Origin of the sequence: Oxynema mangrovii CENA135 (assembly GCF_016632315.1) — a bacterium.
In the GTDB taxonomy this organism is placed as follows: Bacteria; Cyanobacteriota; Cyanobacteriia; order Cyanobacteriales; family Laspinemataceae; genus Oxynema; species Oxynema aestuarii.
In genome coordinates this window covers 953,460-966,391 of the sequence record NZ_JAEOXH010000002.1, presented here as the reverse complement: position 1 = coordinate 966,391, position 12,932 = coordinate 953,460, and the positions used below count along the sequence as shown (strand labels likewise).

General features: G+C 51.6%; 11 protein-coding genes. 6 read left to right on the top strand and 5 right to left on the bottom strand.

Annotated elements, in window-relative coordinates; all coding sequences use genetic code 11:
• Window positions 1-240 precede the first annotated feature (240 nt).
• The 3 genes from pcrA to JJD41_RS17855 all read left to right on the top strand — a co-directional run bounded on the left by pcrA (window position 241) and on the right by JJD41_RS17855 (window position 4,264).
• Complete coding sequence (gene pcrA / locus JJD41_RS17865) at window positions 241-2,571, top strand: DNA helicase PcrA (RefSeq protein ID WP_200668859.1); 2,331 nt, start codon at window positions 241-243, stop codon at window positions 2,569-2,571.
• 95 nt (window positions 2,572-2,666) lie between these two features.
• Complete coding sequence (locus JJD41_RS17860) at window positions 2,667-3,122, top strand: hypothetical protein (protein ID WP_200668858.1); 456 nt, start codon at window positions 2,667-2,669, stop codon at window positions 3,120-3,122.
• A gap of 98 nt (window positions 3,123-3,220) precedes the next feature.
• Window positions 3,221-4,264 carry a WD40 repeat domain-containing protein gene (locus tag JJD41_RS17855; RefSeq protein WP_200668857.1) on the top strand — a complete coding sequence of 348 codons (1,044 nt, stop codon included), beginning with the start codon at window positions 3,221-3,223 and terminating at the stop codon, window positions 4,262-4,264.
• A gap of 253 nt (window positions 4,265-4,517) precedes the next feature.
• Here the strand turns inward: JJD41_RS17855 and JJD41_RS17850 are convergent, their stop codons facing one another.
• The 5 genes from JJD41_RS17850 to petC all read right to left on the bottom strand — a co-directional run bounded on the left by JJD41_RS17850 (window position 4,518) and on the right by petC (window position 8,861).
• Window positions 4,518-5,372 carry an Npun_R2479 family HD domain-containing metalloprotein gene (locus JJD41_RS17850; RefSeq protein WP_200668856.1) on the bottom strand — a complete coding sequence of 285 codons (855 nt, stop codon included), beginning with the start codon at window positions 5,370-5,372 and terminating at the stop codon, window positions 4,518-4,520.
• Between the two features lie 581 nt (window positions 5,373-5,953).
• Window positions 5,954-6,952, bottom strand: a complete 999-nt coding sequence (locus tag JJD41_RS17845) for an NAD(P)/FAD-dependent oxidoreductase (protein ID WP_200668855.1) — start codon at window positions 6,950-6,952, stop codon at window positions 5,954-5,956.
• 43 nt (window positions 6,953-6,995) lie between these two features.
• Complete coding sequence (locus JJD41_RS17840; protein ID WP_200668854.1) at window positions 6,996-7,685, bottom strand: class I SAM-dependent methyltransferase; 690 nt, start codon at window positions 7,683-7,685, stop codon at window positions 6,996-6,998.
• Between the two features lie 179 nt (window positions 7,686-7,864).
• A complete protein-coding gene (locus JJD41_RS17835) occupies window positions 7,865-8,251 on the bottom strand; it encodes a rhodanese-like domain-containing protein (RefSeq protein WP_200668853.1) in 387 nt (128 codons plus the stop codon).
• A gap of 49 nt (window positions 8,252-8,300) precedes the next feature.
• The gene (petC, locus tag JJD41_RS17830; protein ID WP_200668852.1) at window positions 8,301-8,861 is read right to left on the bottom strand and encodes a cytochrome b6-f complex iron-sulfur subunit; all 561 of its coding nucleotides are present in this window, start codon (window positions 8,859-8,861) and stop codon (window positions 8,301-8,303) included.
• 371 nt (window positions 8,862-9,232) lie between these two features.
• Between petC and JJD41_RS17825 the strand changes: the two genes are divergently transcribed.
• The 3 genes from JJD41_RS17825 to JJD41_RS17815 all read left to right on the top strand — a co-directional run bounded on the left by JJD41_RS17825 (window position 9,233) and on the right by JJD41_RS17815 (window position 12,888).
• Window positions 9,233-10,570 carry an NAD(P)/FAD-dependent oxidoreductase gene (locus JJD41_RS17825; RefSeq protein ID WP_200668851.1) on the top strand — a complete coding sequence of 446 codons (1,338 nt, stop codon included), beginning with the start codon at window positions 9,233-9,235 and terminating at the stop codon, window positions 10,568-10,570.
• 168 nt (window positions 10,571-10,738) lie between these two features.
• Window positions 10,739-11,047, top strand: a complete 309-nt coding sequence (locus JJD41_RS17820; protein ID WP_234488899.1) for an ArsR/SmtB family transcription factor — start codon at window positions 10,739-10,741, stop codon at window positions 11,045-11,047.
• 260 nt (window positions 11,048-11,307) lie between these two features.
• Complete coding sequence (locus JJD41_RS17815; protein WP_200668850.1) at window positions 11,308-12,888, top strand: efflux RND transporter periplasmic adaptor subunit; 1,581 nt, start codon at window positions 11,308-11,310, stop codon at window positions 12,886-12,888.
• The last annotated feature ends 44 nt before the right edge of the window (window positions 12,889-12,932 follow it).

Sequence of the window (12,932 nt, the reverse complement as noted above, 5' to 3'; positions counted from 1 at the left end):
TTTTTATCACTTTGTTGTCCGTAGATTTAGCGAAATAACGCAGGCGATCGCCCCGACTCTCATACATACCGCGATCGCCCCTACCCACACAACTCCCTAAAAATCCTTCCCCTCACTTCTTCCAGAAATCGTCATGACAACGAACCGCAGCCGTCCCCAAGAGTGGAACTGATGCGCTAATCTTGCTAATATCAACTCCTGCAAAACCCAAGATTCTAGGGCATTCGATTCGGTTCAATTATGACCACCACGACCACCGACTTTCTCAGCCAACTCAACCCCAGTCAACGCCAAGCCGCCGAACATTTTTCCGGACCGTTGCTGGTCGTGGCGGGGGCGGGTTCGGGCAAAACGCGCGCCCTGACCTACCGCATAGCCAATTTAATTCGTACCCATCGCATCGATCCCGAAAATATCCTCGCCGTTACCTTCACCAACAAGGCGGCGCGGGAAATGAAAGAACGGATTGAAGTGCTGTTTGCCGAATCTTATGCCTTGGCGCAATATGGCAAACCCTTGGGAGGCTTAGAACCCGTCCAACAAACTCAAGTTCGATCGCGGGTCTGGAAAACCTACATCAAACCTCTTTGGATCGGCACTTTTCACTCTTTGTGCGCGCGAATTTTGCGCTTCGATATCGACAAATATCAAGATGAAAGCGGGCGTCAGTGGAACCGCAATTTTTCGATTGTAGACGAATCGGAAGCCCAAGATTTATTTAAAGAAATCGTCCGCAATCAACTCAACTTAGACGATAAAAAGTTCGACCCGCGCAAAATGCGCTACCAAATTAGCGGGGCGAAAAATCGCGGTTGGACGCCGAAAGATCTCGAACAAAACGAGCCGAATTTTCGCGGGCGGGTGATGGCGGATATCTATCGCAACTATCAAGACCTGCTGGCAAAAAATAATGCTCTCGATTTCGACGATCTGATTCGGATTCCCGTGGAATTATTTCGGCAAAACGAGCAAATTCTCGACTACTGGCATCGCAAGTTCAATCATATTCTCGTCGATGAATATCAGGATACAAACCGGACGCAATACGATCTAATTCGCTTGCTGTCCACCAATGGCGGCCATCCCAAATCCTTCGAGAATTGGGACAAGCGATCGGTGTTTGTGGTCGGCGACGTGGATCAGTCGATCTACAGCTTCCGGATGGCCGATTTTACGATTTTGCTGGAATTTCAAGAAGATTTCGGCGACGGTTTGGCGGATGCAGAAACACGAACCTTAGTGAAGTTAGAGGAGAACTACCGATCGCGCGAAAATATTCTCGAATTAGCGAATAAATTAATCGAGAAAAATACGGAACGCATCGAAAAAGTCTTGCGACCGACGCGCGGCGAAGGCGAACAAATTATCTGCCATCAAGCATTTAATGAGGTCGAAGAGGCAGATTTTGTGGTCAGCCAAATTCGGATGCTGGAATCGGAACATCCGGAGTTAGATTTCGGCGCGTTTGCCATTTTATATCGCACGAATGCTCAATCCCGACCGTTTGAGGAAGTGTTGGTCAAGTCGAGCATTCCTTATAAAATTGTCGGCGGTTTGCGCTTTTACGATCGCAAGGAAATTAAAGATGTTTTAGCCTATTTACGGGCGATCGCCAATCCGGCGGATAGCATCAGTTTACAGCGTATTATTAACACTCCCCGTCGGGGAATTGGTAAGACGACTTTGCAACGCTTGACCGATGCGGCGAGTCAATTAAATGTACCCTTGTGGGAAATTCTCAACGACGAAACCTCGGTGAATACCTTGGCGGGGCGATCGGCAAAAGCGGTCAATGCTTTTGCAAAAACGATCGCCAAATGGCAAGAAAAAATAGAGGATTGTACGGCGGCGGAAATCTATCAAGGGATTCTCGAAGAATCCGGTTACATCGACGAACTCAATCAGCAAGGAACGGACGAAGCGGAAAACCGCCGTCAAAATGTGGAAGAACTCTACAATGCTATTTTGCAGTTTGGCGAAGATGAGGAAGATTCTTCCTTGGCAGGATTTTTAGCCAGTGCGTCCCTCGCGTCGGATTTAGATAATTTAGATGAAGGGGAAGCGGCAGTTTCCTTGATGACTCTTCATTCCTCGAAAGGGTTAGAATTTCCGGTCGTCTTTTTAGTGGGAATGGAAGATGGGTTATTTCCGAATTTCCGCAGTTTGAACGATCCGAAAGCAATTGAGGAGGAACGACGGTTGTGTTATGTCGGCATTACCCGTGCCCAAGAACGACTCTTTTTAACGATGGCTAGCGAACGGCGATTGTGGGGGTCTTACGAACGATCGCGTCCGTCTCGTTTCTTGGCGGAGTTACCTCGGGAATTGTTAATGGGAAATGCAGTGGCAAAGCAACGACGATCGCGCGCGACGGCGAAGAAAATTGCTAAAGGATCGGCGGCGGGGGTGGCCAATTGGAACGTCGGCGATCGCGTGGTTCACGAAACTTTCGGGCCGGGTCAAATTTCCCACGTTTTTGGAACCGGAGAAAAGCTAGCCTTGGCGATCAAGTTTCCCCGGTTGGGTCAGAAGATTATCGATCCGAAAAATGCACCGTTGCAAAAACTTTAGGCTTAATTTTTGCTTAATTTCAGGTTTAATTTCGGGTTTAATTTCGGGCGATCGCCCGTGACGATTTTGTTGATAGTAAACTCACGAGAACAGCGATGGAACGCGGATTGATGTGGTTGCCCCTTCTGGCCATTTTTATCGGCTTGGGGTGGGCGGGTTGGAATGAATATCAAAAAGTTGAAGCGTACCGCCATTGGGCCGAGGACTTCGATCGCGCCAAATACGATATTTACGCGGTTCTGGGACAAAAAGGCGATCGCCTCACCTGGGGCAAACCGACGCGATCGGGTCCGGTGGAATTGCAAAGCTTTTCCTTAAAGGATGTAAAATCAATCCGACTGCTTGTCGATCGGACCGAAGTCGATCCGATCGTCGCTTCTGAAGCTGCCCCCAAGGGCGCTATCTGTTTGGAATTCAGTTTCTCTCAAGGGCAAGACCTCCAACGCATCCGATTTACCGAATGGTCTCTGGCGTCCCAATGGGCGCAATATCTGCGAACCGAGTGGAACAGGTGGCATTCGGAAGCGGTCAATTCTGAGGAAATTTCGTAAACTTTGGGAATACGTGCTTAAAAACGGCAATTTTTTGAAGTTGTCTAAGCGCTATAACGACCATGCGAGTTCCATAGCCATTTCTCACCCAAGGATCCATGATTTTAAAGCTATCCTCCTGGAAAGCATCGGGCGCGATCGCGATCGCTGCCGTTGCTACCGTTTCCACCCTCAAACTCTTCGTTAACGAGTGGGTTCCCGCCACGGTCGCCCAAGAACCGGACGCCCCTCAAGCCGCCCCTGCGGTTGAAGTCAGCGATCGCCTGATTCGCAGCTTCGGCGACGAGACCTATGCGGTATTAGCCCTGGCGTACAGCCCGACCGCCCCAGTTGTCGTCAGTGGCAGCATTGAAGATACGATCAAGTTTTGGCGCAGTACCGACGGCAGCCTACAATATACCGCCGCCACCCACTTAGATGACGTTCGAGCCTTGGCGATGAGTCAGGACGGTAAATATCTGCTCAGTGGTAGCGACGACAAAACCGCCAATATGTGGGATGCGGCGACGGGTCAGATCCGCTTTACCCTGATCGGTCACGAACAAGCAGTCAAAGCGGTGGCGATCGCTCCGGATACCGCGATCGTCGCTACAGGCAGTTGGGACAAAACCATTCGCCTCTGGAACGGGACCAACGGAGACCCGCTTCGGATCCTCACCGGACATAGCGACGGCGTCAATGCCTTGGCGTTCAGTCCCGACGGGACAATCCTTGCCAGTGGTGGCCTCGATCGCACCGTTCGCCTTTGGGATGTCGAAACCGGAACCCAACTTGCCAGCATCGACGCTCACGACGACTGGGTAAGTTCTCTCACATTTACCCCCGACGGCGAGCTGTTAATCACGGGCAGTTTCGACAATACGGTAAAAATTTGGGATGTAGCAACTGGGGACTTGTTGCGAACCATACGCGGTCATGCCTTCCCGGTTTATGACGTGGAAGTGACGCCGGACGGCGAGGCGATCGCCAGCGCCAGCGACGATCGCACGATCAAGCTGTGGAGTGTCAGAGACGGTCGCCTGTTACTCAATCTCACCGGACATACCAAGTCGGTCTTCGCGATCGGCATCAACGGCGACGGAACCCGTCTCGCCAGTGGAAGCAACGACAACACGATCAAAATTTGGGATATTGCCCCGTAATTTTTGGCAATTTTAGGCAAAAATACGGCAATACCATAAGGGTGCATTGACCGATTTTTCACGATAACAATCCTAAATGATTTGTAACCTAAGTAGGCAGCAACATGCTCCCACTCCCAAGGGGTTCGGTAGGGACACGGCATTGCCGTGTCCCTAAAGGGATTTGGGTTTCACTTAACCGTAACACCAACTCGGGGTTGGCCAGGTCAAGGGCGAGGTCTTAGACGCAATTTTCTAATACATCCCTTTAAAATTAAGACGCTACGACCGTACTAGAATCCTCGTGTTCGACACGGAAGACATTCGCCGTTAGGTTGGCAATCATTTGTTTTCCTTCTTGAGTTAATTGCAAATACGCCAACGCATCTTCGATGTAACGATAAACGACATTCCAGAAAAACTTGGGATAATTCTTGCGTAAATCCCCCGGATTGGCGTAACCCAAGACTTTATTTTGTCCCGTTTCTTCAAACTCGTAAAATAAAGCGGGAATTTTTTGTAAATAACGCGGGTCGCTGAGTTGACCGATGAGATCCGCCGCGCGCACTAAACCGGGATAATTGAGAGTATCTTGGTGGTCGCGGTCTTTGGGGACGGGAAAGCGAGTCAGTTCGATATTGGCTTTAATGGCGTCGGCGTCGATCAAACCGTGTCCGCCGAAACGTTCGTGAATAAAGAGTTTGCCGCGATCGACGTGATAGGGAGTCAAACTGGCATCGGTGGCGCCGGGTTGTAGGGAAATTCTGATCCCATCGCGACCCGTAGCATACATACGATCGCCGATCTCGTCGCCGCGACAGACCCCTTTGATATAACCAATATCGTGACAGAGTAGGGAAATAATAAAGTGTAACCAGTCTTCGCAGGAAACACCACCTTCGCGAATATGTTTACCGCGCAAGATTTCTTGTCCGACTAAGGTGACGAAAATTGTATGTTCGACGTTATGATAAAGTGCGTCGCTGTTGGCAATGTTTTCTAACGCCATTGCGCCAGCCCAAGCCAGAATTTCAGCATAATGCGGTTTGTAGCCGCCATAGGTTCGATGGTATCCGTCTTGAAGTTTAGGAACAAACGAATCAATTAAAAGTGCAGTCGCATTTAACATTCCTACTTTCCTCCTGGCAACGCGATGACTGTTTGATGAAGTTTGCGGCTCAACGATATTTTTCCCTCTCCAGAGAAACAGAGATCGTGCAGCCCGGGCGATCGCCAGAAAATTTAATTTCAATTATTCGATAGGTCTTTTTAAGACGTTTCGATCGAGAATTGAAGTTAAATTTTGCTTTTGGCGATTGCCAATCGCTATAATTAGTATGGAGGAATTAAGGATTATAATTCGTGATGCAGATCGAAAATAACCTGTGATTATTTGATGCGTTTTTGTCGATCTAAATCGCTCTCTTTTGGCGATCGATCTCGTTAAAAACAGTGATGTAAATAAGCTTTTCGAGGCGATCGCCATCCCCTGGAACTCGTGATGCAGATCACCGTCACCGCTCGATCCCCGAGCCGTTCGAGAACGTCGATCCCCCACATCCAATCGCGACCGGGGGCGATCGCCCGTCGTCTCTTCCATGCTACTCGATCCGATGGCGATCGACCACCCCCAATCCCCTGTTTCGAGAAAAAACAGCACGGATGCGAGATCTCGTGCCTCAATTGGGGGCGATCGCCGTTAGGATCCCCTCAAACCGAAGCGGAAAGATTCTCTTCCCACCGACGCGGACCGCGATCGTGCCGAATTTCCCGCCAGATTTGGGTCGCCGCCAAGGCGCCATCTCCCGCCGCCACGACCACTTGATTTAATCCCACCTTCAAATCGCCGATCGCAAAAATACGCGGGTGAGAAGTCCGTCCCATTTTATCCGTTATCAAATAACCGCCTTTCATCTCCAACGGGATATTCTTCAAATAAGTATTGTGATAGGTCGAACCCATCGAAATTAACCCCGTTTCTAACCCAATCTCCGTTCCATCGACCAATTCCACCCCAGTCATCTGATGGTTTTCGCCGAGAAACTGCTTAATCGGCGTTTCTACTAACCGATAGCCGTGTTCGCGCAGTTTTTGCCGCAGGGGTTCGCTCACTTCAAATAAGCCGTGGGTGAAAATCGTAATATAGGGCGTAAACCAGCTTAAATTAAACACCATTTCTTCGATGCTGGCTTCACTTCCGGCAAAAAATCCACACTGTTTGTCGGCCATTTCATAGCCATCGCAAACCATGCAAACGTGCAGATTGTAACCCGCATATTCAAAGACATTTCTCATGTCTTCCAACGGCACTAAATTATCGATAATTCCACTCGCCGCGATGATGTATTTTGCTCGAAATATGGGATAAATACTATTTTGCCGACCGACTTTGACGCGCACTGCAAACGTCTCCCCCTCATCGACGACTTCTTCGACGTAACCGTTGAGCATGTCCCCGTTAACGGATTCGTAATGCTGCTCTCCTCGTTTGAGTAAAACTCGTCCGGGAGTATCCGGAGGTAAGCCGAGATAGTTGTGCAGTTCTTGCATCCAAAACGATCGCGCCTTTCCTTTATCAATAATTAAACTCGAAAGGCGATAGCGTTGCAAGTAAATCCCGGCAGAAAGTCCGCCCGCACCGCCGCCAATAACGATCGCATCGTAAACGCGATCGCGCCGTTCTTCCAGGTTTTTTTTGGTAAGTTTCATAGGATTAAGTCAAATAAAAAAACAACAGAATTTTATGAGTGTTTCAGGACGCGCGATCGCCATGTTTGCGCGCAATTCCGGCTAAATGCGGACTGACAATCGGAATCGATAGAGAAAAATTAAACATTTCAACGGCTTCAAAACCAGCTTGTTTGAGGGCGTTTCCCGTTTCCCGATTGGGATTGCAACCGTCAAATGCTTTTTTCCAAGCAGGTTCGATCGCATTCTGCACGGTTCGGGTCAATGTCCCGCATTGTCCGGCGATATGTTCGACAAAAATAAATTGTCCTCCCGGCTTGAGAACTCGCAAAATTTCTTGTAAACTTTGGGACAAGTTCTCGACGGAACATAAAACATAAGTGCCGACGACGGCATTGATTTGTCCGTCTTCAAAGGGCAGTTTTTCCGCAGTTCCTAAGTGAACCCGAGCCTGTTTCAAACCGACTCGTCCAGCTTGTTGTTCGAGATACGGATGCATGAAGGGATTGGGTTCGATTCCCACCCAATTAATTTCGGAACTATAATAACCGAGATTGTTTCCCGCACCGGGACCAATTTCAACGACAGTACCGGACAAATCGCCGAGTAAATCGCGTTTGAGTTCGCCGATCGATCGGTAGCGATCGCATTCGCGCACGGCGATCGCACCTTCATCGGCACGGTTGACTTTTGACATTCCCCAAGCAAACAATTGTTTGTACCAATGGCTTGGAGAGTTTAAACGGGAGATCATGGCAGATCCTCCAGTAAAATGAGTAAAGTTAGGAGGCGATCGCGGAATTTAACAGGCACGAGTTCGGTGGTGCAATTGAATCGAGAATTTGAACAAGTTTCAAGGGGTCGAGGATGACTGTTAAACTCGCGATCGCGATCGATTTCATGACTTAAATTAACAGATTAAATTAACCTAAATTAAGGTTGTTTGCCGCTTCGGGTTTCCAGTCCCAAGCGCTTCCATTCCAACATACCGCCGATCAAGTTCCAAACGAGATCGAAGCCTTGTTTCGCCAAGTAATCCGCAGCAATGGGACTGCGATGGGCACTCAAACAAATGACGGCGACGGTTCGATCTTTTTCGATTTCGCGAAACCATTCGGGCCACACGAGCGATCGCAGCATGGGAATCGAACCGAGCAACAAGCGGGGCAAACTGAGATTGACGGCGCCGGGAACGTGTCCGGTTTGATATTCCAGTTGCGATCGCACGTCGATTAACAAGGGCGGATCGTTGAGGGTAACGAATTCGCGCGGGTCGATATCAGTAAATGCTTGTCGAGCTTTAGAAGCAGTAGAAGTCATGTTTCGATCTCACTTAAATTAACGTCGTCGAGGGCTGGGGTGGCAACGGTTACACCCACCAAGGTCGCGCGCCCGTTCTCGGATCGATATCAGTCCACGGAGCAATCCAGATTCGATTATCCTCTACGCGGACGCGAACCAACTTTAAGGGACGGTCTGCCGGACCGCGTACTACGGAACCGTCGGGACTGTAGCGCGATCCGTGACAGGGACATTGGAATTGTTCGTCTCTCCCGTTCCACGGGAAGGTACAGCCGAGGTGAGTGCAGTTGTTGACGATGCCGCGATCGTCGAGGATCCCGTTCGCTTTCACGGTTAAATAGGTCGGTTCTCCGGCGAGTCCGGCGATTAAGGCGCGGGTACCGACGGGTTCGCTTAAAATCTGGCTGGCGGGAATCACGTGACCGAGTTTGTCTTTGGCGAGAATGGCGCCGTCGCTGCTGTCGCTTTCTTTCGGCGGGACGAAGTACTTCGCTGCCGGATACAGGGCACTGCCCGCACTGGCGGCGACGGCGGCTCCGGTGAGAAAGTTGAGCAGTTTGCGCCGGGACATTGAGGGATTGGAATAACTGAAACTCTCTTGCACGATCGCATCCTCCAGATTTGTCATAATTTTTTACATCTTGCTATATAGCTTAATAGTGATTTAGTTAATTAGTCAAGTAAAAATGGGATCGATCTTGAAAAATTTTGGCAGTAAATGCGGGCAAAGCCTTGCCCTTGAAGGGGTTTAACCGTTTAAAAAAATAAAAAACTTCGATCGCCCCGGAGCGATGGCGACGGTCGTGGTGGCGGTTTTCACGTCTCGGTTGTCCCAGGGCTTCGCAGTGGAATCGCGATCGGGTCTTGTCAATCCCCCCGTAGTATGATTAAATAAGTATTTAGTTATAAATAGTCGTTAAGATTCGATCGCCCGTCAGGTCGGTCTTCGGGATCGCCGCAATCGGCATCGGGTCTACCGGATGGAGGATAAAAAAACAAATGGCACAAATTGTGGTCATCGGGGGCGGAATTGGGGGATTGCCGACAGCCTATGAGTTGCGACATCTCCTCGGGAAGAACCATCGAGTCACGTTAATTTCCGATCGCGCGCAATTCACCTTCATTCCCTCATTACCGTGGGTGGGAATGGATTTAATGCCCCTAGAACGGGTGCAAGTAGACCTGGCAACCGCATTGGGACGTCAGGGGATCGAATGGATTCACGATCGCGTCGAGGCGATCGATCTTCAAGGGCAACAACTGCGAGTCAGCGATCGCGCGATCGCCTACGACTATCTGATCGTAGCCACCGGAGCCGAATTAGCTGTCGATGCCGTCAGTGGCTTGGGACCGCACGGCGGTTATACTCAGTCCGTGTGCAACCCGCAACATGCCTTAATCGCTCGCGATGCTTGGAAAGCGTTTTTAAAAAATCCCGGACCGTTAGTGGTCGGCGCCGTACCGGGAGCCAGTTGCATGGGTCCGGCTTATGAATTTGCGTTATTAGCCGATTTTATCTTGAGAAAGTACGGCTTGCGCGATCGCGTTCCGATTACCTTCATCACCCCGGAACCCTATGCGGGACATCTGGGGATTGGGGGGATGGCGAACTCCTCAGAAATGGTCACCGCCTTGATGAAAAAACGGGAGGTGACGTTGATGGAGAATACCGAGATTACTTCGATCGAGCGCGATCGCGTCTGCTTGAGTAACGGCGAATCGGTTCCCTTTGCCTATTCAATGCTCTTGCCTCCATTTCGCGGGCCTCGCTTCGTGCGATCGACCCCCGGACTCGGCGACGAAAACGGCTTTATTCCCGTGTTACCCACCGGGCGCCATCGGGATTTTCCCTCGGTCTACGCCGCCGGGATTGCCGTGGCGATCGCCCCGCCGGAAGTGACCCCCCTGCCCTTGGGCGTTCCCAAAACCGGACAAATGACCGAAGCGATGGGAATGGCGGCGGCTCACAATATCGCCCTCGAACTCGGCGTCATGAGCGGCAAACCCGTCAAACCGACCTTAGAAGCGATTTGCATGGCCGACTTTGGCGATACGGGCTTAATTTTCATTGCCGATCCGGTGCTCCCCGATCGCAAAACCGGAAAACGCCGTCGGGCCGTGGTCAAACAGGGGCGCTGGGTGAGCTGGAGCAAACTGGCGTTCGAGAAGTTTTTCCTCGCCAAAATGCGCTGGGGAATGGCAGTGCCGTGGTTCGAGCGTTTGGGACTGCGAACCTTGGGCCTGTCCCTCGTCGAACCCCTCGATCCCGACGAAGCGATCGCACTCGAACAGGGGCGATCGCTCGCCGGAGTCGGGGGATCGAAGGTAGAAACGTAAGTTTAACTCGGAAACGGAGGTCGTCAGAGAATGAATCTATAAATTATCCGTTTGGTCTCCCCATCAGAGGTCATCTCGTCCGTTGCGATCGCGCGAACTTGACTCGCCCAGCGATCCGATTCAAACGTATTGAATTCAGCAGTCAATTTCAGGAATTTCTCTATGGAAATGAACCTCAGTCCAGACGAACTCGAATCTCTGGCTAACCGATTCAAAATTTTGGGAGAACCCGCGCGCTTGCAAATTTTATCCTCGATCTGTGGGGGAGAACGGAACGTTCAAGAAATCTGCGATCGCACGGGCTTGAACCAAGCCAACGTTTCCAAACATTTACGCCTCTTAAAAGATGCTAAAATTGTAGCGTGCAAGCGCGTCGGCGTTTGTCGTTACTACCGGGTAATCGACCCAGATTTACTCGGTTTGTGTGTCAGCGCCCGTCATCTTTTACAAGATCGAAAAATCCTGGCACATTCTTAATTGATTCTGGATTGAATCTAGGCGATCGCCCCTTCCTTTTCTAGAAAATCTCCTCGAAAGAATCGGTTACAATTTCGTAAATTTTTACAGATTTTTGTTAAAAAAATCGAACCGATTTCGTCAACAAAGAGGAGGAAAATTGCGGGCGATCGCCCCCTCTCCCCGAGATTCCCCCGCCGCCGTCCGAGATCGAACCCCATCGACCAATTTTTCTCACTTTCGCCCCTCATCGAGCAAGCAACCGTCACCAGGAGGACCCCATGCAGAGTTTAGACGATCGCCACTGGCACCCCCCCAAATCTTTACCGTTACTCCTCGGCGGACTTGTCGTGATTGTCGCCAGTTCCTCGGCAGCAGGCTGGTGGTTGGCGAATACGGTCCAACGGGAACCCGTCGAATCTGCCGCCGTGGCGACGACCCCGGAAGCGATCGCCGTCCGGGTCGCCCCGGCGATCGAACAAACGACCCAAGCCGATCGCAGCGCCATCGGCAGCACGGAAGCGATCGACACCGTAACCGTAACCAGTCGGGTGATGGGGCAGATTCAACGCTTATCCGTGGAAGAAGGCGATCGCGTGAGCCAGGGAGATATTTTGGTCGAGATCGACGCCAAAGATATCCAAGCCGAAAGCAATCGGGCCACCGCCGCGATCGCCCAAGCTCAAGCCTCCGTCACCGTGGCGCGATCGGCGCAAATCCAGGCGATCGCCGGAAAAAATCAAGCCGTCGCCGCGCGATCGCAAGCCGAAGCCCAATTCAATCAAGCGATCGCCAATCGCAACCAGGCGCAAGCGCAAAAGCGGCAAGCTCAAGCCGAACGAGAACGGGCGATCGCCGCCAAACGCGAAGCCCAAGCGCAACTGAGCGAAGCCGAAGCCGAACTCGCCGACGCCGAATTACATCAACAGCGCATGAGCTTGTTATATTCCCAAGGCGCGATCAGCGAGTCCCAACTCGACACCGCCAATACCCGCGTCAGCGTCATCGAAGCGCGCATCGGGCAAATTGAAGCCGGAATCGACCAAGCCGACCGCGCGATCGCCCAAACCGAAGCCGGAATCGACCAAGCGGAAGCGGCGATCGCCCAAGCCGAGGCGGGAGTCGAACGGGCTCGGTCTCAAGTGAGCCAAGCGGACGCGGCGATCGAACAAGCGCAAGGGGCCGTAGACCAATCCGAAGCCAGCATCGCCCAAGCGCGCGCCGGGGTCGAACAAGCCCAAGCGAGCCAAGAACAGACGATCGCCAATTTAGATTACGGTACGGTCAAGGCGCCCTTCGATGGCGTCGTCACCCGCAAACATACCGAAGTCGGCGCCATGGCGGGGCCGGGACAACCGTTAGTCACCCTCGAAAGTACGGAAAAATTGCGCTTTAGCGCCGCCATTCCCGAATCCTTCGTCAAACAAGTGCGCCAGGGAGACGATTTTGAGGTCGAGTTCGACGCGATCGATCGCGTCGTAAGCGGACAAGTCACTCAAATTATCCCCTCCGCCGACCCGACCGCTCACAACTTTACCGTCAAAATTGCCCTGGAGTACGAGCCGGATTTGATTCCCGGAATGTTCGGACGTATCCGCCTGAGTGCGAAACCTTCCGTCGGCGAGCAAGGAGCGTACTGGAGCGCCTTAAGCGTTCCCAAAGCGGCGATCGTCGAACGCATGGGGATTACGGGGGTGTATAAAGTGGTTGACGATCGCGCCCGCTTCCAGGCGATCGCCACGGGTAGCGAAACGGGCGATCGGGTCGAAGTGTTTTCCGGTTTGGAACGCGGCGATCGCGTCATCCTCCAACCCTCCACCGATTTGAAAGATGGTACGACCGTGACCGTCACCAACTCGTAGCGGGGATCGCTGTCAATGGGGTAGCAATTTGTTAAAAAATTGCT